The organism is Catellatospora sp. NPDC049133, assembly GCF_040648455.1.
Classification (GTDB): domain Bacteria; phylum Actinomycetota; class Actinomycetes; order Mycobacteriales; family Micromonosporaceae; genus Catellatospora; species Catellatospora aurea.
Genome location: NZ_JBEZDT010000014.1, coordinates 48,150 through 65,686, shown reverse-complemented (window position 1 = coordinate 65,686; position 17,537 = coordinate 48,150). Strand labels below are relative to the sequence as shown.

At 71.6% G+C, this 17,537-nt stretch carries 15 protein-coding genes, 1 tRNA gene and 1 pseudogene; 6 read left to right on the top strand and 11 right to left on the bottom strand.

Annotated elements, in window-relative coordinates; genetic code table 11:
- Nucleotides 1-15: 15 nt before the first annotated feature.
- From AB0B35_RS17875 to AB0B35_RS17865, 3 genes are read left to right on the top strand one after another with little or no spacing between them, the layout of a single operon-like run.
- Nucleotides 16-1,230, top strand: a complete 1,215-nt coding sequence (locus AB0B35_RS17875; protein ID WP_361046451.1) for a class E sortase — start codon at nucleotides 16-18, stop codon at nucleotides 1,228-1,230.
- Complete coding sequence (locus AB0B35_RS17870; protein ID WP_361046449.1) at nucleotides 1,230-1,517, top strand: hypothetical protein; 288 nt, start codon at nucleotides 1,230-1,232, stop codon at nucleotides 1,515-1,517. Before AB0B35_RS17875 ends, AB0B35_RS17870 begins: the two co-directional genes overlap by 1 nt.
- 5 nt (nucleotides 1,518-1,522) lie before the next feature.
- A complete protein-coding gene (locus tag AB0B35_RS17865) occupies nucleotides 1,523-2,170 on the top strand; it encodes an aminodeoxychorismate/anthranilate synthase component II (RefSeq protein ID WP_361046446.1) in 648 nt (215 codons plus the stop codon).
- Nucleotides 2,171-2,246: 76 nt separating this feature from the next.
- Here the strand turns inward: AB0B35_RS17865 and pknB are convergent, their stop codons facing one another.
- The 7 genes from pknB to AB0B35_RS17830 form a co-directional block, all read right to left on the bottom strand.
- On the bottom strand, nucleotides 2,247-3,950 hold the full coding sequence (pknB, locus tag AB0B35_RS17860; protein ID WP_361046443.1) for a Stk1 family PASTA domain-containing Ser/Thr kinase: 1,704 nt from the start codon (nucleotides 3,948-3,950) through the stop codon (nucleotides 2,247-2,249).
- Nucleotides 3,947-5,221: a serine/threonine-protein kinase gene (locus tag AB0B35_RS17855; RefSeq protein WP_361046440.1), complete on the bottom strand. Its 1,275-nt coding sequence runs from the start codon at nucleotides 5,219-5,221 to the stop codon at nucleotides 3,947-3,949. Before AB0B35_RS17855 ends, pknB begins: the two co-directional genes overlap by 4 nt.
- Nucleotides 5,221-6,741 carry a penicillin-binding protein 2 gene (locus tag AB0B35_RS17850; RefSeq protein WP_361046437.1) on the bottom strand — a complete coding sequence of 507 codons (1,521 nt, stop codon included), beginning with the start codon at nucleotides 6,739-6,741 and terminating at the stop codon, nucleotides 5,221-5,223. Before AB0B35_RS17850 ends, AB0B35_RS17855 begins: the two co-directional genes overlap by 1 nt.
- The gene (locus AB0B35_RS17845; protein WP_360524149.1) at nucleotides 6,738-8,057 is read right to left on the bottom strand and encodes an FtsW/RodA/SpoVE family cell cycle protein; all 1,320 of its coding nucleotides are present in this window, start codon (nucleotides 8,055-8,057) and stop codon (nucleotides 6,738-6,740) included. The genes AB0B35_RS17850 and AB0B35_RS17845 overlap by 4 nt, the downstream gene beginning before the upstream one ends.
- Nucleotides 8,058-8,211: 154 nt before the next feature.
- Nucleotides 8,212-9,582 carry a PP2C family serine/threonine-protein phosphatase gene (locus AB0B35_RS17840; protein WP_360523600.1) on the bottom strand — a complete coding sequence of 457 codons (1,371 nt, stop codon included), beginning with the start codon at nucleotides 9,580-9,582 and terminating at the stop codon, nucleotides 8,212-8,214.
- Nucleotides 9,579-10,070, bottom strand: coding sequence for an FHA domain-containing protein (locus AB0B35_RS17835; protein ID WP_360523597.1), 492 nt, complete (start codon nucleotides 10,068-10,070; stop codon nucleotides 9,579-9,581). Before AB0B35_RS17835 ends, AB0B35_RS17840 begins: the two co-directional genes overlap by 4 nt.
- Nucleotides 10,071-10,076: 6 nt before the next feature.
- Nucleotides 10,077-10,823: a DUF3662 and FHA domain-containing protein gene (locus tag AB0B35_RS17830; RefSeq protein WP_203691934.1), complete on the bottom strand. Its 747-nt coding sequence runs from the start codon at nucleotides 10,821-10,823 to the stop codon at nucleotides 10,077-10,079.
- A gap of 279 nt (nucleotides 10,824-11,102) precedes the next feature.
- Between AB0B35_RS17830 and AB0B35_RS17825 the strand changes: the two genes are divergently transcribed.
- Nucleotides 11,103-11,188: transfer RNA gene (locus AB0B35_RS17825), tRNA-Leu, on the top strand.
- 350 nt (nucleotides 11,189-11,538) lie between these two features.
- Here AB0B35_RS17825 and AB0B35_RS17820 read toward each other — a convergent pair.
- From AB0B35_RS17820 to AB0B35_RS17805, 4 genes and pseudogenes are all read right to left on the bottom strand, one after another.
- Nucleotides 11,539-12,753, bottom strand: a complete 1,215-nt coding sequence (locus AB0B35_RS17820) for an ABC transporter permease (protein ID WP_361046434.1) — start codon at nucleotides 12,751-12,753, stop codon at nucleotides 11,539-11,541.
- A gap of 233 nt (nucleotides 12,754-12,986) precedes the next feature.
- Nucleotides 12,987-13,634, bottom strand: a pseudogene (locus tag AB0B35_RS17815) (ABC transporter ATP-binding protein); the annotation flags it as partial.
- Nucleotides 13,631-14,755, bottom strand: coding sequence for a peptidoglycan-binding protein (locus AB0B35_RS17810; RefSeq protein ID WP_361046431.1), 1,125 nt, complete (start codon nucleotides 14,753-14,755; stop codon nucleotides 13,631-13,633). The gene AB0B35_RS17810 and the pseudogene AB0B35_RS17815, both read right to left, overlap by 4 nt.
- Complete coding sequence (locus AB0B35_RS17805) at nucleotides 14,752-15,291, bottom strand: hypothetical protein (protein WP_360523584.1); 540 nt, start codon at nucleotides 15,289-15,291, stop codon at nucleotides 14,752-14,754. Before AB0B35_RS17805 ends, AB0B35_RS17810 begins: the two co-directional genes overlap by 4 nt.
- Nucleotides 15,292-15,547: 256 nt before the next feature.
- Here AB0B35_RS17805 and AB0B35_RS17800 point away from each other — a divergent pair, with 256 nt between their 5' ends.
- Both AB0B35_RS17800 and AB0B35_RS17795 read left to right on the top strand, forming a co-directional pair.
- On the top strand, nucleotides 15,548-16,204 hold the full coding sequence (locus AB0B35_RS17800) for a response regulator transcription factor (protein ID WP_361046428.1): 657 nt from the start codon (nucleotides 15,548-15,550) through the stop codon (nucleotides 16,202-16,204).
- A complete protein-coding gene (locus AB0B35_RS17795; protein ID WP_361046425.1) occupies nucleotides 16,201-17,418 on the top strand; it encodes an ATP-binding protein in 1,218 nt (405 codons plus the stop codon). The genes AB0B35_RS17800 and AB0B35_RS17795 overlap by 4 nt, the downstream gene beginning before the upstream one ends.
- Nucleotides 17,419-17,537: the final 119 nt, after the last annotated feature.

Here is a 17,537-nt window from a genome sequence, read left to right as displayed (position 1 = left end):
GAGCCGGAGACACGGATGAGCAGGCATCGGGCGCAAGAACCCGAGGACGACGAGACGACCATGTTCCCCCGCGTGGTCGACGCCGCGCCGACGGCGGACGCCTCCTCCATCACCAGCGTGCTGCCGGTCTTCCCGGCGGACGCCACCACGGTGCTGCCGGTCATCACCTCGGCCACCGCGCCGCCGAACCCGGCGACCCCGCTGAGCCCGGCAGCGCCCGTCAGCCCGGCGGCACAGACCAGCCCGGCGGCTCCGGTCAGCCCGGCGGCGCAGTTCGGCCCGGCCGCCGCGGACGAGACGACGCAGCTGCCCCGGATCACGGACCAGACCGTGCCGCCGCCCCGGATCGCCCGGCCCGCGCCCGCCGTGGCGAGCGGTCGAGCCGTCGCCACCGACGAGACCGGTCTGCTGGGCGCGATCCCGCCCGCGCCGCCCTCGTCACCCGAGGACGACGCCAAGCCCTCGCCGCGGCCCCGCTGGAGCGGCGAGCCGCCACCCGCGCCGGTCAAGGCGATCCGGGCCGGCGAGAAGAACTACCGGAGCATCCACTCCGAGTACACCCGGACCACCGTGGGCTCGGTGATCCGGACGACGCTGCGCGGCACCGGCGAGCTCATGATCACGTTCGGCCTGGTCATCCTGCTGTTCGCCGCCTACGAGGTGTGGGGCAAGACGGCCATCGTCGACGCCCACCAGACCGAGCTGGAGCAGCAGCTGGACTGGGACGAGCCGGTCGTCGGCCCGACCCCGTCGGCGTCGGCGTCCCCGCTCGCGCCGCTGCCCGGCAACGCCGTGGCCAAGCTCTACCTGCCCACGCTGAAGAAGCACTGGGTGGTGGTGCAGGGCGTCACCCAGAAGGACATCCGGTTCGCCCCCGGCCACTACCCCAACAGTGCGATGCCGGGCCAGAAGGGCAACTTCTCGGTGGCCGGCCACCGCAACCGGGCCACCTTCTGGAACCTGGACCAGCTGAAGCCGGGCGACAAGATGGTCGTGGAGACGAAGACCACCTTCTACGTGTACGAGGTGGTCAAGCAGCGCATCGTGCTGCCGACCGCGGTGGAGGTGGTGCGCGCGGTGCCGCCGACCATGGAGGCCGGCAAGCTGATCACGCTGACCACCTGCAACCCGAAGCTCGACAACTACCAGCGGCTGATCATCCACGGCAAGCTCGTCGACGAGCAGCCGCGGTCCGAGGGTCGGCCGGTCGAGTTGGCGGGGATGTCCTGATGTACGCGTGGATCTGGCGCAAGCTGCCCTTCGGCCTCGGCGGCAAGCTGGGCGGCTCGCTGGTGCTGCTCGGCATCCTCGGCGCGCTGCTGTGGTACGTGATCTTCCCGTGGGCCGAGCCCCTGCTGCCCTTCGACGACGTCCAGGTCGGCGACCCCGACAGCGGCTACACGCAGCTGGACGAGACGTTCCCGGAGCCGTCGGGTTCACCCTCCGGCGAGCCGGGCGACGGCCACGACATCCCGTACGACACCGGCGAGACCCCGAAACCGAGCGCCAGCAGGTGAGTGCCATGCGCGTTCTTGTGATCGACAACTACGACTCGTTCGTCTACAACCTGGTGCAGTACCTCGGCCAGCTCGGGGTGGACTGCGAGGTGCGGCGCAACGACGAGATCAGCGTCGCCGACGTCGGGCGGGTCGGGGCGGCCGGTGTGCTGCTCTCCCCCGGCCCGGGTGCGCCCGAGTCGGCCGGCAACTGCCTCGATGTGATCGCCGAGTACGCCGGGAAGATCCCACTGTTCGGGGTCTGCCTGGGCCACCAGGCCATCGGGCAGGCCTTCGGCGGCACGGTGACCCGCGCCCCGGAACTGCTGCACGGCAAGACGTCGTCGGTCACGCACACCGGTGTGGGCGTGCTGGCGGGCCTGCCTGACCCGTTCACGGCCACCCGGTACCACTCCCTGGCCGTGCTGGAGGAGACCCTGCCCGCCGAGATCGAGGTCACCGGGCGTACCGAATCGGGTGTCGTGATGGCGATGCGGCACCGCTCGCTGCCCATCGAGGGCGTGCAGTTCCATCCGGAGTCGGTGCTCACCCAGGGCGGCCACCTCATGCTCGCGAACTGGCTGGCATCCTGCGGCCACCCGGCGGCCCTGGACCGCGCACCTGAGCTGGCCGAAGAGGTCGAGCAGCGACGCCTGGCCGCCTTCCCGGCCTGACAGCAGGGCCTACCCGAACAGGGCAGCAAGAAGCCCGGACAGTGCGTCTTGGTCGCACCGTCCGGGCTTCAGTGGATCACGGCGTGGGCGTCGCAGAGGGAGACGGCGGGGGCGACTGCTCCGCCTCCCGGAACACCAGGATCGTGATGACCGAGTTGACCGCCTTGAGGGTGCCCGCGGCCGGGTCCTGGAACTCCACCGTGCCGACCTTGTTCGCGTCCTCGGTGGGGCTGCCCTGCTTCACGTTGTACCGGAAGCCGGCCTGCTCCAGGGCCGCGATCGCCTGCGCCTCGGTCTTGCCGGTCACCGGGGGAACCGGCTTGCGGTTGCCCTTGGAGACCTTGAGCGTGACCTTCGAGCCCTCAGCGACCTTCTCGCCCGCCCCCGGGTTGGTGGACAGCACGGTGCCCTCGGGCTTCTCGCTGTCCTCGGCGACCACCTCGGGCACCAGGCTCAGCTCGCGCAGCGCGTTCTCCGCGAAGGCCTGGGTCGAGTTCTCCAGCGGCGGGATCGTCTTCAGCGGCTTGCCGCCGCAGATCTGGTACTTGACCTCGGACTTCTCCCGGACCTCGGCACCCTTCGCCGGATCCTGCTTGGCGACGGTGTTCTCCTGGCAGTTCGACTCCAGGATCGGGTCACCGAGGGTCGGCTTGAGGCCCTTCGCGACCAGTGCGTCCCGTGCCTGGGCCTCGGTCTTGCCGAGCAGGTCCGGGACCGCGACGTCCTTGGGCTGGCTGGCCAGGATCAGGCCCGCGGTCAGCGCCACCACGGCCAGCACGCCGAGCGCGGTCAGGGTCGCGATGACCCAGCCGGACGCACGGCGGCGGCGGGCGTCGCCGACCCGGGCCGGGGCGTTGCGGTTGGCACCGGTCCGCGCCGGGGCCGTCATCGGGATCGTCTGCTCCTCGCGGAGCACCGGCGTCGCGAGGACCGGGCGGCCCGCGGCGGCCCGCAGCAGGTCGGCGCGCATCTCGCCGGCCGACTGGTAGCGGTTGGCCGGGTTCTTGGACAGCGCCTTGAGCACGACCGCGTCGATGTCGGGGGTGACGTCCCGGTTCGACTCGCTCGGGGCCGGCGGCTCCTCCCGCACGTGCTGGTAGGCCACCGCCACCGGGGAGTCGCCGACGAACGGCGGGTGCCCGCAGAGCAGCTCGAACAGCACACAACCGGCGGCGTACACGTCGGAGCGCGCGTCCACGGCCTCACCGCGCGCCTGCTCCGGGGAGAGGTACTGGGCGGTGCCGATGACGGCGGAGGTCTGCGTCATGGTGGTCGCACCGGACGCCAGCGCCCGCGCGATACCGAAGTCCATGACCTTGACCTGGGCGTTCGGCGTGAACATGACGTTGCCGGGCTTGATGTCCCGGTGGATGATGCCGTGCCGGTGGCTGAACTCCAGGGCCGCGCAGATGTCGGCGGTGATCTCCATGGCGCGGCGGGGCATCAGGCGACCCTCGGCGGCCAGCACCTCCTTGAGGGTGCGGCCGGCCACGAACTCCATGACGATGTAGGGCAGCACCTCGCCGGTCGCCGCCCGCTCCTCGCCGGTGTCGTAGACCGCGACGATCGCCGGGTGGTTCAGCGCCGCCGCGTTCTGCGCCTCACGGCGGAAGCGCATCTGGAACGTCGCGTCGCGGGCCAGGTCCGTGCGCAGCATCTTGATCGCGACGTCGCGCCCGAGGCGCAGGTCGCGTCCCCGGTGCACCTCGGCCATGCCGCCGTAGCCGAGCAACTCGCCGACTTGATACCTGCCACCCAGCAGGCGGGCCTGCGCGTTCATCGCGTACGTCGTCCTTCGGTCATTTGGTCCATGCTCACGTGGTCAGCCCCGTTCAGCCATCCGCCAGCCGAAAGTGTGACTTGTTCGGAATGTACGGCGCTGCCTCCGAGGGCATTGCCCTTGTTCTTCTCGTTCTCCCGGACCAGGTAGCCGATGTAGCCGGCGCACGCGAGCACCGCCAGCATCCCGAGGACCACCAGGATCACGGTCAGGGCGGTCCGCCCGCCGCCGGCGGGTGCGGGAGCCTGCGGCCCGTACGGTACCCCGTGGACGGGGGTCAGCGGGGCAGGCGCAGCCGGGACGGGCGCAGATCCTCGCTGGTAGCCCCCGTTGGGGCGAACCGGGGCGGGGGTCGCGGGGCTCAGCGGCCGCGACGGGCCGGGCGAGACCGGAGTGGCCGAGACCGGGCTCGGCGACACCGGCTGCACCGGCAGGGTCGGTCCGCTGCCGTGGGTCAGCGCGCCGGCGGCCTGGCGGGCGGCGTTGGCGAACGAGGCCGCCGTCGGCCACCGGTTGCCCGGCTCCTTGGACATGGCGCGCTCGACGATCTGCCGCACCACCGGCGGGATGTCGTTCGGCATCGCCTTGGGCGTGCCGGTGACGTGCTTCATCGCGATTTCGAGCGGCGTGTCGCCGTCGTAGGGCCGGTGCCCGGTGAGGCACTGGTACGCCACCACGCCCAGCGAGTAGACGTCCGACGCGGCCGACGCGCCGACCCCGGAGGCCTGCTCCGGAGCCAGGTACGAGGCGGTGCCCATGACCGCGCCGGTGGCCGTGAGCTGGCTGGCCGCGGCCGACCGGGCGATGCCGAAGTCGGTCAGCACCAGCGTGCCGTTGGAACGCACCAGCAGGTTGCCCGGCTTCACGTCGCGGTGCACGATGCCCTTGTCATGGGCGGCCTGGAGCGCATCGGCGGCCTGCGCGACCAGCAGCATGGTGCGGGCCGGGGTCAGCCGGCCGACCTTGTTGAGCGTGCGCGAGAGCGGGTCGCCCTCGATCAGCTCCATGATCAGATATGCCAGGTGCTGGTCGTTGCCGAAGTCGTAGATGCGCACGACGCCCGGGTGGTTGATGCCCGCCATCGTCTTGGCCTCGGCGTGGAAGCGCTTGACGAAGCCCGGCTCCTCCAGCAGCGCCGAGAGCATGATCTTGATGGCGACGGTGCGGTCGAGCACGTCGTCGGTGCCCTTCCAGACGTCGCCCATGCCGCCGGAGGCGATCCGCGATTCGATGCGGTAGCGGCCGTTGAGCACAGTGCCAGGGGAGACCATCAGTTGCCACCCTTGTCCTTGATCACGCCGTGCATGACCAGCCCGGCGATACGAGCCGCCTCACCGCTGCCGCCCTTGCCGGCATCATCCAGGATGACTGCGACAGCGGCGACCGCTCGGCCGTCCTTCATCGCGAACCCGATGAACCAGCCGTCGGAGCCCGCGTTGGCCTCCTCGTCGGCGGTGCCGGTGCCGGTCTTGCCGCCGACCACGTAGCCGTTGATCTGCGCCTTCTTGCCGGTGCCGTTCTCGACGACGCTGACCATCATCTCGCGCAGCTGCGCGGCCTCACTCGCCGAGCAGCTGCGGCGCAGCTCCTTCGGCGCAGCGGAGTAGAGCCCGGTGGTCAGGTCCGGCCCGACCAGCCGCTCGACGAGATAGGGCCGCATCTGGGAGCAGTCGTTGGCGATCGACGCGGCGACCATCGCGTTCTGCAGCGGGGTCACCCGCACCTCGTTGAGGCCGATCGACGAGATCGCGATGTTCGGCTTGTCGTCGCCGCCCGAGCTGGTGGTCAGCGGGCCGAGCACGCTCTCCTCGACCCGCAGGCCCCGGTCGGTCGCGGACAGGTTGCCCACCCGCAGGCTGTTGTCGTAGAAGCCGAAGGCCCGCGCGGTGTCGTTGAGCCGCTGCGAGCCCAGCTCCACGCCGAGGCGCGCGAACGCGGTGTTGCAGGAGACGGTCAGCGCCTCCTTCAGCGTCATCTGCTCCTGGGGGCAGGTCGACGACGTCGCATTCTTGATGACGTGCGTGGTGCCGGGCGCCTGGTAACCGGGGCCGGCCTGCAGCGGCGTGTCCGGGTTCCGGTTGGCGGACAGCGCCGCCGCCGAGACCAGCACCTTGAACGTCGACGCCGGCGGGTAGGTCTCCTGCAGCGCCCGGTTCAGCAGCGGGTTGCCGGCCTGGCCTTCCAGCCGCTTGTACGCGTCGGCCGCCTTGCCGTCGTGGGAGACCAGCGGGTTCGGGTCGAAGCTCGGGAAGGACGCCATGGCGAGGATCGCGCCGGTGTTCGGGTCGAGCGCCACCACCGCGCCCGACTTCGCGCCGAGCTTGTTGTTGGCCAGCTCCTTGTACGCGGTGTCCTGCGCGGTCTTCGACAGGGTCAGCGTCACGTTGCCGCCGGCGGTGTGCGAGCCGGTGAAGATGTCGCGCAGCCGGTCGGCGAAGAGCTTGTCGGAGCTGCCTGAGAGGAAGTCGTTCTCCAGCTGCTCCACACCGGTCGCCGTGCCGTTGACCGGCTTGTAGCCGATCACGTGCGCGTACGCCGCGCCGCCGGGGTAGCTGCGCAGGTACTTCAGGTTGCCCTTGGTGGCCTCGGAGAGCGCGATCGGCTTGCTGCCGGGGTTGCTCACCATGATGTAGCCGCGCTGGCGGTCGTACTCGTCGATCTGCACGCGGCCGTTGTAAGGGCTGGTCCGGTAGTCGTTGCCCTTGTACGCCTGGACCCAGTTCAGGTTGGCGAAGAGCAGGCCGAACAGCACCATCACGACCACACCGACGCGACGCAGAGGGGCGTTCACCGGCGGACACCTCCCGTCGATGCGGGCGTGCGCGCCGCGTCAGAGATCCGCAGCAGCAGCGCGACCAGCAGCCAGTTGGCCACCAGCGACGAGCCGCCCGCGGACAGGAACGGCGTGGTCTGACCCGTCAGCGGGATCAGCTTGCTCACCCCACCGATGATCACGAACACCTGCAGCGCCAGCGTGAACGCCAGACCGCCGGCCAGCAGCTTGCCGAACGAGTCGCGCACGGCCAGCGCGGCACGCAGACCGCGGGAGACCACGAGCAGGTACAGAGCCAGCATCGCGGTGAGGCCGAACAGGCCGATCTCCTCACCCATGCCCGCGAAGATGAAGTCGTTGCGCACTTCGGGCACCAGCAGCGGGTTGCCCGCGCCGGGGCCGGTGCCGAACATGCCGCCGGTGCCCAGGCCCAGCATCGACTGGACGAGCTGATAGCCGCGGTCGTACGGCTCGGCGAACGGGTCCAGCCAGATCTCGACCCGCTGGCCGAAGTTGGTGAACGGGCCGCCCACCGCGCCGGCCAGCACGTATGCCAGCACCGCGCCGCCGAAGAACAGCACCAGACCGATGATCAGCCAGCTGACCCGCTCGGTGGCCACGTAGAGCGTCACCACGAACATGCCGAAGTACAGCAGCGAGGTGCCGAGGTCCTTCTCGAAGATGAGGACCAGGAGGCTCATCGCCCAGACGACGATGACCGGGCCCAGGTCGCGCCCGCGCGGGAAGTCGATGCCGAGGAAGCGGCGGCTGGCCAGGGCCAGCACCTCGCGCTTGCGGACCAGGTAGTACGCGAAGAAGGCCAGCAGCATCAGCTTCGCGAACTCGCCCGGCTGGATGGCGAAGAAGCTGCCGAACCGGATCCACAGCTTCGCGCCGTTGACCTCGGAGACGCTGCCGGGCAGCACCGCGGGCAGCAGCACCAGGACGATACCGGCCAGGCCGAGTGTCCAGGCGTACTTGGAGACCTCGCGGTGGTCGCGGACGAACCACAGCAGCACCATCGCGCCGGTCACCGCGATCAGGGTCCAGAGCAGCTGCTTGCCGCCGTCACCCGCGAAGATCGCGAGCTCCGGCCGGTCGTCGATCTTCGCCCGGCCCAGGTCGAGCCGGCGCAGGAAGGCCACACCCAGCCCGTTGAGCAGCGCCACGGTCGGCACCAGCACCGGGTCGGCGAACGGCGCGCGCAGCCGGATGACGACGTGCAGCGCCAGGAACACGGCGGTGAGCACACCGGCCGGGTACCAGAAGTCCATCGTGACCGTGTCGAGCATGTTCGCCTCGACCGCCGCCAGGTAACCGGCGACCATGGCCATGGCCAGCAGCAGCAGCCACAGTTCGGTGCGGCGCACCCGGCGGGCCGCCGGATCCAGGCGCAGCAGCGACGGCTTCGCCGCCACGGGCGTCTCGGGGACGGCCGCGGCTGCTGCGGGAGGGGCGGTATGGGGGGTGGTCACGACGTCCTCATGCTCAATTCGGCCGGCAGGGCACCGGGCTCGGCACCACCGGCTCGCTGGGCGGGCTGCTCGCGTCGGCGGCCGGCAGCGGGGTGGCCGTCGGCGTGACCCCGGGCGACGGCGTCGCCGACGGGGAGGGGCTGGCCGAGGTCGGGCAGCTGGGCAGGATGTTCATGTTCGCCGGGTCGTCGCGGATCAGGTTCTCCAACCGGGAGACCGCGTCGGCCTCGTTGTCGGCCTGGATGCCCTTGCGCACCTGCTCCTGCGCGACGGTGGTCAGGTCGTCGAGGGTGACCTCGCTGACCTGCTCCGGCTGGGAGAGGTCGAAGCCCGCGATCTGGCCCGGGACGCCACGGAATATCGCCACGTGCCCGGCCTCGGTCGCCCCGATGTAGTAGCGCGACTGCGAGTAGTCCCAGGCGAACCAGACACCGGCGCCGAGCACCACGAGCAGGCCCAGCACGAGCAGCCCGGCGCGCACCGGATGCCGGCCGCGCCGCGCCGCGGGCTCCGCGGGCGGGGCGGCGGGCTCGGCGGCGGCCGGGCGCGGCGTGGCGGTCAGCGCCGAGGCGCGGGCCGCGGGGGTGGACTCGACCTGGGCCTCGCTGGTGTTGCCGCGATCGCGGGCGGCCGCGCCGCCGACCACGGGTGCCTGCTCGACGATGTCCTCGTCGGTGGCGTCCGCGATGATCACGGTGATGTTGTCCGGCCCGCCGCCGCGCAGGGCGAGCGCGATGAGGCGCTCGACGCACGCGGTCGGGTCGACGTACTCACGCATGGTCTGGCCGATGGTCTCCGCGCTGACCACGCCCGACAGACCGTCGGAGCAGATCAGGTAGCGGTCGCCGGGGTGCACCGGCCGGACGGTGTAGTCCGGCTCGATGTCGCGCCCGTCCATCGCGCGGGTGAGCAGCGAGCGCTGGGGATGGCTGCTGGCCTCCTCCGCGCTGATGCGACCCTCGTCCACCAGCATCTGGACGTACGTGTCGTCCTTGGTGATCTGGTTGAACTCGCCGTCGCGCAGGAGGTAGGCCCGCGAGTCGCCGATGTGGGCCATGCCCAGTTTGGAGCCGGTGAAGAGCATCGCGGTGAGCGTGGTGCCCATCCCCTCCAGGTGGGGGTTGGCGTCCACGGTGTCGCGAAGCTGCTGGTTGGCGAGGTTGACGGCCGACCGGAGGGCGTCGACGATCGCGTCGCCGGGGACGTCCTCGTCGAGCGGGGCCATGGCGCCGATGACGATGTTGCTGGCGACGTCACCGGCGGCCATGCCGCCCATGCCGTCGGCGACGGCGAGCAGCCGCGGCCCGGCGTAGACGGAGTCTTGGTTTCCGTCACGGATGAGGCCGCGGTCACTGCGGGCCGCGTAGCGCAGGATGATTGTCATGGCCGTAATTCGAGGGACGTGCGGCCGATGCGAATCGGCACGCCGAGGGGTACGGGAGTAGGTCCGCTCACCTTGCTGCGGTCCAGATACGTGCCATTGGTCGAGCCGAGGTCCTCCACCATCCACTGCCCGTCCCGGGGGACCAGGCGGGCGTGGCGGGCGGAGGCGTAGTCGTCGGTGATGACCAGCGTGGAGTCCTCCGCCCGGCCGATGGTGATCGGAGCCTCGCCCAGCGTGATCTTGGTGCCGGCGAGCGAGCCCGCCGTGACCACCAAGGTGTGCGCGGCCCGGCCCTTCTTGACCTTGGCCGGGCGCGCGCTGCCCGCCGCCTGCGCGGTCCCCGCGACTCCGCGGGGTGCGGCGACCAGCCGGCTCGTGCGCGAGCCGGCGAACAGATCCCGTCGGATGACCCCGACCACCGTGAACACGAAGATCCACAGCAGCACGAGGAAGCCGAACCGGGCGGCGGTGAGAACGATTTCGGGCAAGGCCGATCAGCCGTCCACGCGGAACGTCAGGGTGGTCGTGCCGATCTGGATCATGTCGCCCGGGTTCAGGGCGACCGCGGAGACCCGCTGACCGTTGACCATCGTCCCGTTGGTCGATCCGAGATCGGTCAGCACCACCTGGGAGCCGTCGAAGTCGAGCCGGGCGTGTCGCCGCGAGATGCCGACGTCGGGCAGGCGCAGGTTGGCCTGGTCCCCACGACCGATCGTGGTCGAGCCGATGGCCAGCGGGAACGTCCGCCCGTCACCGGAGACGAGGCGCACGTTGCGCGCGCCGCCCCCGCCAGGCGGCGGGCCCGCCTGCTGGCCGCCGTACGGCGGGTACTGCGGCGGGGCCTCGTAGCTCGCCTGCGGCGCCTGGTCGGCCGTGTAGACCTCGGCCGAGACGCGGAACATGCCCGTGTCCAGGCCGTCCCCACGCTCGATCTCGACGATCACGTCGCCGTACACCGTCCAGGCCTGCTCGCCGATGAACTCGGCCTGCGACTGCGCCAGCTCCTGAGCCAGCGCGGCCGCGTACGGCGCGAGCCGGCTGTGGTCGTACGGCGAGAGATCGATCACATAGCGGTTCGGCACGAGCGTGCGCCCACCAACCAGGATCGCCTTGTGAGCTTCTGCCTCACGCTGCATGGCATTCAGGATCTCCACAGGGTGGACGACCCCCTTGAATACCTTCGCGAAGGCGCCCTCAACCAGGCCTTCCAGGCGTTTCTCGAAGCGTTGCAACACGCTCACCGGTCCTCCTCGGGTTCCGAGGACATGATGTTATCTGCCCTCCACTCCCGCGTCTTCGCCCAATACGTCCGCCGTTGCCGACGCCACGCCAGCATGACGACCATCCTTGCCTCCGATTTCACCCTTGGCCAGGTGGTCGTGTTAGTGTTCTCCCCGCAACGCCCGCCGGGTTAACCGGTTGGCGAGGCGGAGCAGGCATAGCGTAAGCTGTGCCAGCACGCAACGGGAGGTGACTCCCGGGCGAGCCGCCGGGACTGCTAAAGTTCCTGCACACGCCGCGGGGAAGTGGCGGAATGGCAGACGCGCACGGTTCAGGTCCGTGTGCCCGAAAGGGCGTGGGGGTTCAACTCCCCCCTTCCCCACCAGCAAGAAGAGGTCTCCTCCGGGAGACCTCTTCTTTTTGTCTCAGCTCGGTGTCGGCCACCGAACTGTCGGCCGTTTCACAGGAAGATCGCCGTTTTCGGTCAGAAGCGCCTCACCGCGGCCTCACCTGGACCTCCTCGAACGCCGGGCGGCCCTCGGAAGATCACGATTCGATGTCGACTCTCCGGACCCTCGGCCGTCCGCCCCGGTTGATCGTCCGACTTGCCAGGCAGATGGTCGAATGTCCGGTCAAGATACGCACAGGTGCCCGGCAAGTCCGACGGTCTTGACCGCGCGGCGGGCGTCTGATGGCGGGAAGGGCACCTTCTATGTGAAGGTGCCCTTCCTTTCCTCAGGGGGTGGCGAGGGCTTCGGTAGGAGACAGGCGGGAGGCGCGGATGGCGGGGTAGAGGCCGGCCAGGCCGCCGATGGCGAGGGTGGCGGCCACGCCGCCGAGCATGGCCCAGGCCGGAACGACCGTCGGCCAGCCCTGGTACGCCGAGTACGCCGACGTCACCGCGATGCCCAGGAGCACCCCGCCGACCCCGCCCAGCGCGGACAGCAGCAGCGACTCGGCCAGGAACTGCACCCGGACCTGGCCCCGGGTCGCGCCCAGCGAGCGCCGCAGGCCGATCTCGGCCCGCCGCTCCAGCACCGAGATGACCATCGTGTTGGCCACCCCGACCCCGCCGACCAGCAGCGCCACCGCACCCAGGCCCAGCAGCAGGCCGGTGAAGGCCTGGTTGGCGGCCTGCTTGGCCTGCAGCGCGTCGGACGGCCGCGACACGTCGACCTCGTTCGGGGCCTCCGGGTTCGCGGTCGCCGCCAGCACGCCCTGCACCGCCGCGACCGCCGACTCCACCGAGCGGGTGTATACGGTCGTCGGGTGCCCGTCGAAGGCGAGCCGTTCCGTCGCGGCCGGCCAGCCGACCAGCACCGCGGCGTCCAGCTCCGGGGCCAGCGGCACCGGCTCCAGCACACCGACCACGGTGAACCGCCTGCCGCCGACCATGATCTGGGTGTCCGGGCCGACCGCCCCGATGCCCAACCGGGTGGCCGTATCCGCCCCGATCACCACCGCCGGGTAATGCTCGGTGGCGGCGTTCAGCCAGGTCCCGGCGCGCAGCCTCGCCCCCACCGTGGCCGGCAGGTCGAGCCGGGCGGCGTACACGGCCAGGCCGTTGGTCTGCGCCGCAGGGATGCGGTCGGACCGGTAGACCTTGGCTCCGTCGACCTTGCCGATGGCGGACACCTGCTCCACCGGCGCGATCCGGGCGATCATGTCGACCGACTCCACCGGCAGTTGTGCGTCCGCGCCGAACATGGTCCGGCCCGGGGTCACCGTGAGCAGGTTGGTGCCCAGCGCGGCCAGGGTGCGGTCCAGTTCCGCCCGCGACGACGACGAGATGCCGACCACGGCGATCATCGCCGCGATGCCGATCGCGATGCCCAGGGCGGACAGGAACGCCCGCACCGGCCGGGTGCGCAGCCCCACTCCCCCGACGCGCAGCACGTCGCGTGGCCGCATCCGGGCCGGATACAGCCTGGGCAGGGCGGGGGCCGTCATCGCGCCCTCCTGCCGGCGGCCCGATGCGCCGCCGCTCCGGCCGCCGGACCACCGATCGACGGCGTCGTCCCGGACGCGATGTCACCCGCCGCCGAGAACGTGGACGTGCCGGTCGACGGCTCGTTCCCGGACGCGGGATCGCCTGCGGCCAGGGCCTGGGGATGACCGGTCGACGGCTCCGCCGAGGTGGCCACTTCCGAGGCTGCCCGACCGGAGGGCGGGCCGCTGTCGGCGATCACCCGGCCGTCGCGCATCTGCACCTGGCGGGGCGCGCCCGCGGCGATCTCCCGGTCATGCGTGATGATCACCACGGTGGTGCCGGCGGCATGCAGCTCCCGCAGCAGCGCCATGATGCCCGCGCCGGAGGCCGAGTCCAGGTTGCCGGTGGGTTCGTCGGCCAGCAGCAGTGGCGGGTTGCCGACCACGGCCCGGGCGATGGCGACCCGCTGGCGCTCGCCGCCCGACAGCTCGTGCGGCTCGTGGTCCATCCGGTGGGCCAGGCCGACCCGGTCCAGGGCCGCGGCCGCCCGGCGGCGGCGCTCGCCGAGGCCCAGGCCGCCGTACAGCAGCCCGTCGGCGACGTTGTCCAGCGCGCTGACCCCGGCGGCGAGGTGGAACTGCTGGAACACGAAGCCGACCCGGGCCGCCCGCAGCGCCGACAGCTGCCGGTCCGACAGGGCTGCCACGTCGTAGCCGGCGATGCGTACCGCACCGGTGGTGGGCCGGTCGAGGGTGCCGACGATGTGCAGCATGGTCGACTTGCCGGACCCTGAGGGCCCGACGATCGCCGCCATCTCGCCCGCGCCCACGGCCAGTGACACCCCGTCCAGGGCGGTCACGCCACCGGGATACACCTTGGTGACGCCGTCCAGCGCGATCATCGCGGGATTCCCACGGTCATGCCCTCGGCGAGGCCGTCGCCGCTGACCTCGACCCGGCCGCCGGAGAACAGGCCCGCCCGCACGGCGACGTAACGGCTCGTGCCGTTCTCGACCACCTCGACGCCGTACCCGCCCTCGCGCAGCGCCACCAGGGCCGAGACCGGCACGGTGAGCACGCCAGGGCGCTCGGCGGCGGTGAAGGTGACGTCGACGGACGCCTGGTTGAAGGCGGCGACCGCCTTCTGGTCGGCCAGCGAGACCACCGCCTCGATCTTCGTGGTGGCCTCCTCGCCCTGGCCGCCCGCCTCGATGACGGTGTACGCCTTGGCCACCCTGCCCTCCGCCGTGCCGCCCGCGGGCAGCTCGACCCGCACGGCCGCGCCCACCTTGGCCAGCCGCTGGTCGGCGACGTCCAGCTGCACCACCACGACCCGGACCGTGCCCGTGTACTTGAGCACGGCGGCCCCGGGCTGCGCCGGCGCGCTCGCCGTGGCCTCGACGCTCTCCACCCTGATCTGCCCCGACGCGAAGACGACCCGGCCGAACTCGACCCGACCCGTCTCCTTGAGCCCCAGGTCCTCCTGCCACTGCCTGACCGCGGTGGCCGTGGACGAGGTGAACTCCCGGTCCACCGTGAAGCCGCCGTAGCCGAGCGCCTTGAGGTTCTGCTCCAGCTGCTTGACGTCCGCACCCTCGTCACCCACCTTGAGCTCGCGGTACGCGGGCACGTCGCCGTACATCAGCACGGCCGGGGTGTTGTCGATCCGGTAGAGGGGCTTGCCGCGGGAGATCACCGCGCCGGACTCCGGCAGCCAGGTCACCGTGCCGTTGAGCCGGTTCACGGCCGAACGGGTCGGGCCGAAGCCGAGCTCGCCGTCGAGGGTCTGGGTGTCCTGCAGGGTCTGCCTGGTCACGGGTGCCGTGGCCGGCGGCAGGTTGCTCGCGGGCGGCGTGGTGCCGTCCCCGCCCCCGAAGCCGACCGCGGCGGCGGCCGCGGCCCCACCGGCGGCCAGCGCCCCGAAGACCAGCAGCGCGGTGCGTGCCCCGCGCCGGCGGCGACGCCGTAGGGGCGCCGCCGCGGTCGCGGTGTGCGGCGGGGTGAGCTGCGCGGTCTCGGTCACGGCGCCTTCTTCTGGAACGCGCCCGGCATGAACTTCTCCTGGCACAACTTCTGCGCCGCCTCGAAGTCCGGGTCCTCGCCGATCGACTTGTCGATCATCACGCGGCCGCCGTCCGGGTCGGGGAAGTTCGGCACCCCGTTGTCGCGCATGCACTGGGCGAACTTGCGCATGTTCTCCGCCGCCTCCGGATCGGCCTGGCCGGGCCCGCCCTCGCCGAACGGCGAGTACTGCTTGCACGCCTGCTGCGCCGCCTCGAACCGGTCCCGGTCCACGGGGCCGCCGCTGATCTGGATCCGGACCGGGCCGCCGTTCGGATCGGGGTCGGGCATGTCGACGCCGTTCTCGCGCATGCACTGCGCGAACTTGAGGCCCTTCTCCGCCTGGCTCAGGCTCGGCCCGGTGCTGGGCGTCGCCGCGGCGGTCCCGTTGCCGGCCGAGGCGATGCCGTCGCCGCCGTCCGGCTGTGCGCAGCCGGCCAGCGCCAGCGCCGCCATCAGGGGCAGTGCCAACGCCGCCCCCAGCAGCCCTCGCTTCATCGCGTGTCTCCTTCGTCGGGCCGCCGGCCGGTCGCCGGCGGCAGTCGTCGCCCGCAGTAGCGGCCGCTCGGCGTCATCCGGAGCACAGCGGAGGATGAACGCCGATTAAGGCCGCGGTAGCCGGCGAGCATGTTGGTGCCCAGTCCACGCGGGCAGCCGTTTCCCGGCCGTTTCCGCTCGCGATAACGGCGAGGAAACATCACGTCGGGTAACTATTGGCTCGCCGGAAGGACCGGCGGGGGAGGCGGATCCGGACATGCGGGTACTCGTGGTCGAAGACGAGGCGCTGCTCGCCGATGCCATCGCCGAGTGGCTGCGTGACGACGCCCACGCCGTCGACGTGGTGTACGACGGTGACGCGGCGCTGGAACGGCTGGCCGTGCACGACTACGACGTGGTGCTGCTGGACCGGGACCTGCCCGTGGTGCACGGCGACGACGTGTGCCGCTCGCTCGTGGCCTCGCAGGCCGACACCCGGGTGCTGATGCTCACCGCCGCCGCCGAAGTCGGTGACCGGGTCGCCGGGCTGACCCTGGGCGCCGACGACTACCTGTCCAAGCCCTTCGCGTTCGCCGAACTGGCCGCCCGGGTGCACGCGCTGGGCCGGCGCGCCCGGCCGGCCGCCGCGCCGACGCTGGTGCGCGGTGGCATCCGGCTCGACCAGGCCCGCCGCGAGGTCTTCCGGGACGGCCACTATGTGCCGCTGTCCCGCAAGGAGTTCGGCGTGCTGGCCGAACTGCTGCGGGCCGAGGGCGCGGTGGTCTCCGCGGAGACCCTGCTGGAGAAGGTCTGGGACGAGAACGCCGACCCGTTCACCTCGGCGGTCCGGCTGACCATCCTCAAACTGCGCCGCAAGCTGGGCGACCCGCCCGTCATCGCCACCGTCGCCGGAGTGGGGTATCGCCTCCCGTGAGACTGCGTCCGCTGAGACTTCCGTCGTATCGCCTGACCATCCGCGCCCGGCTCACGCTGGTGTACGGCGGACTGTTCTTCCTCGCCGGGCTGGCGCTGCTGGTGGTGACCTACTTCCTGGTCGACCAGTCGCTGCTGCAGAAGTTCACCTTCCAGGCCCCGCTGCCCGACCTGGGCAAGGCGCCCGGGGTTACCGGCCTGGCCGGATCGGGCGGCTCCCGGGTGCGGGTGCTCATCGACAACAACCCCGACCTCGTCTACTTCATGGACAAGCAGGCCGAGTCGCTGCGCCACGCGACCATGCTCGCGCTGCTCCAGCAGGGCGCGATCGCGCTCCTGGCGGTGGGTGCGGTGGCCATCGCGCTGGGCTGGCTCATCGCGGGCCGGCTGCTGTCGCCGCTGCACCGGATCACCGACACGGCCCGGCGGATCAGCACCGCCCCGGCCGCCGACCGGGGGCTGCACGAGCGCATCGCGCTGCGCGGCCCGAACGACGAGATCCGGGAGCTGGCCGACACTTTCGACGCCATGCTGGCCCGGTTGGACCAGGCCTTCGACGGGCAGCGCCGGTTCGTCGCGAACGCCTCGCACGAGCTGCGTACACCGCTGACGCTGAACCGGTCGCTGGTGGAGCTGGCGATGCACCGCCGGACCGCGTCCGAGGACGTCAAGCGGCTCGGCGAGACGCTGCTGGACATCAACGGCCGGCACGAGCGGCTCATCGAAGGGCTGCTGCTGCTGGCGCGCTCGGAGAACGAGGTGGTCGAGCGGCGGCCGGTCGACCTGGCCGACGTCGTCGACCACGTCGGGCTGCAGAGCGCGGGCGCGGCGGCCGAGGCCGGCGTGTCGGTGGCGGTCGAGGCCGCCCCCGCTGAGACCGCGGGTGACCCGGTGCTGCTGGAGCGGGTCGCGCTGAACCTCATCGGCAACGGGATCCGGCACAACGCCGCGGGCGGCTGGGTCCGGGCCACGACAGCCACCCGGGGCGACCGCGTGGAGCTGGAGGTGTCCAACAGCGGGCCGGTGGTGGCGGCGTACGAGGTGGAGGGGTTGTTCGAGCCGTTCCGCCGGGGCAGCGAGCGCACCCGTTCCGACCAGGGGGTGGGGCTCGGCCTGTCGATCGTGCGCGCGATCGCGCGGGCGCACGGCGGCACGGTCGCGGCCCGGCCGCAGGAGGGCGGCGGGCTGGTCGTGACGGTCACGCTGCCCCGGTAGACATTCGTCTGCAACATTCTCGCCGCGGACGAGACCCACGGCGTCTGGCTCCTCCAGAACGGCACCGCCACCCTGATACCCGGCCTGCCCTCTATGAGCCACCTCACCCGCCTGCCCGA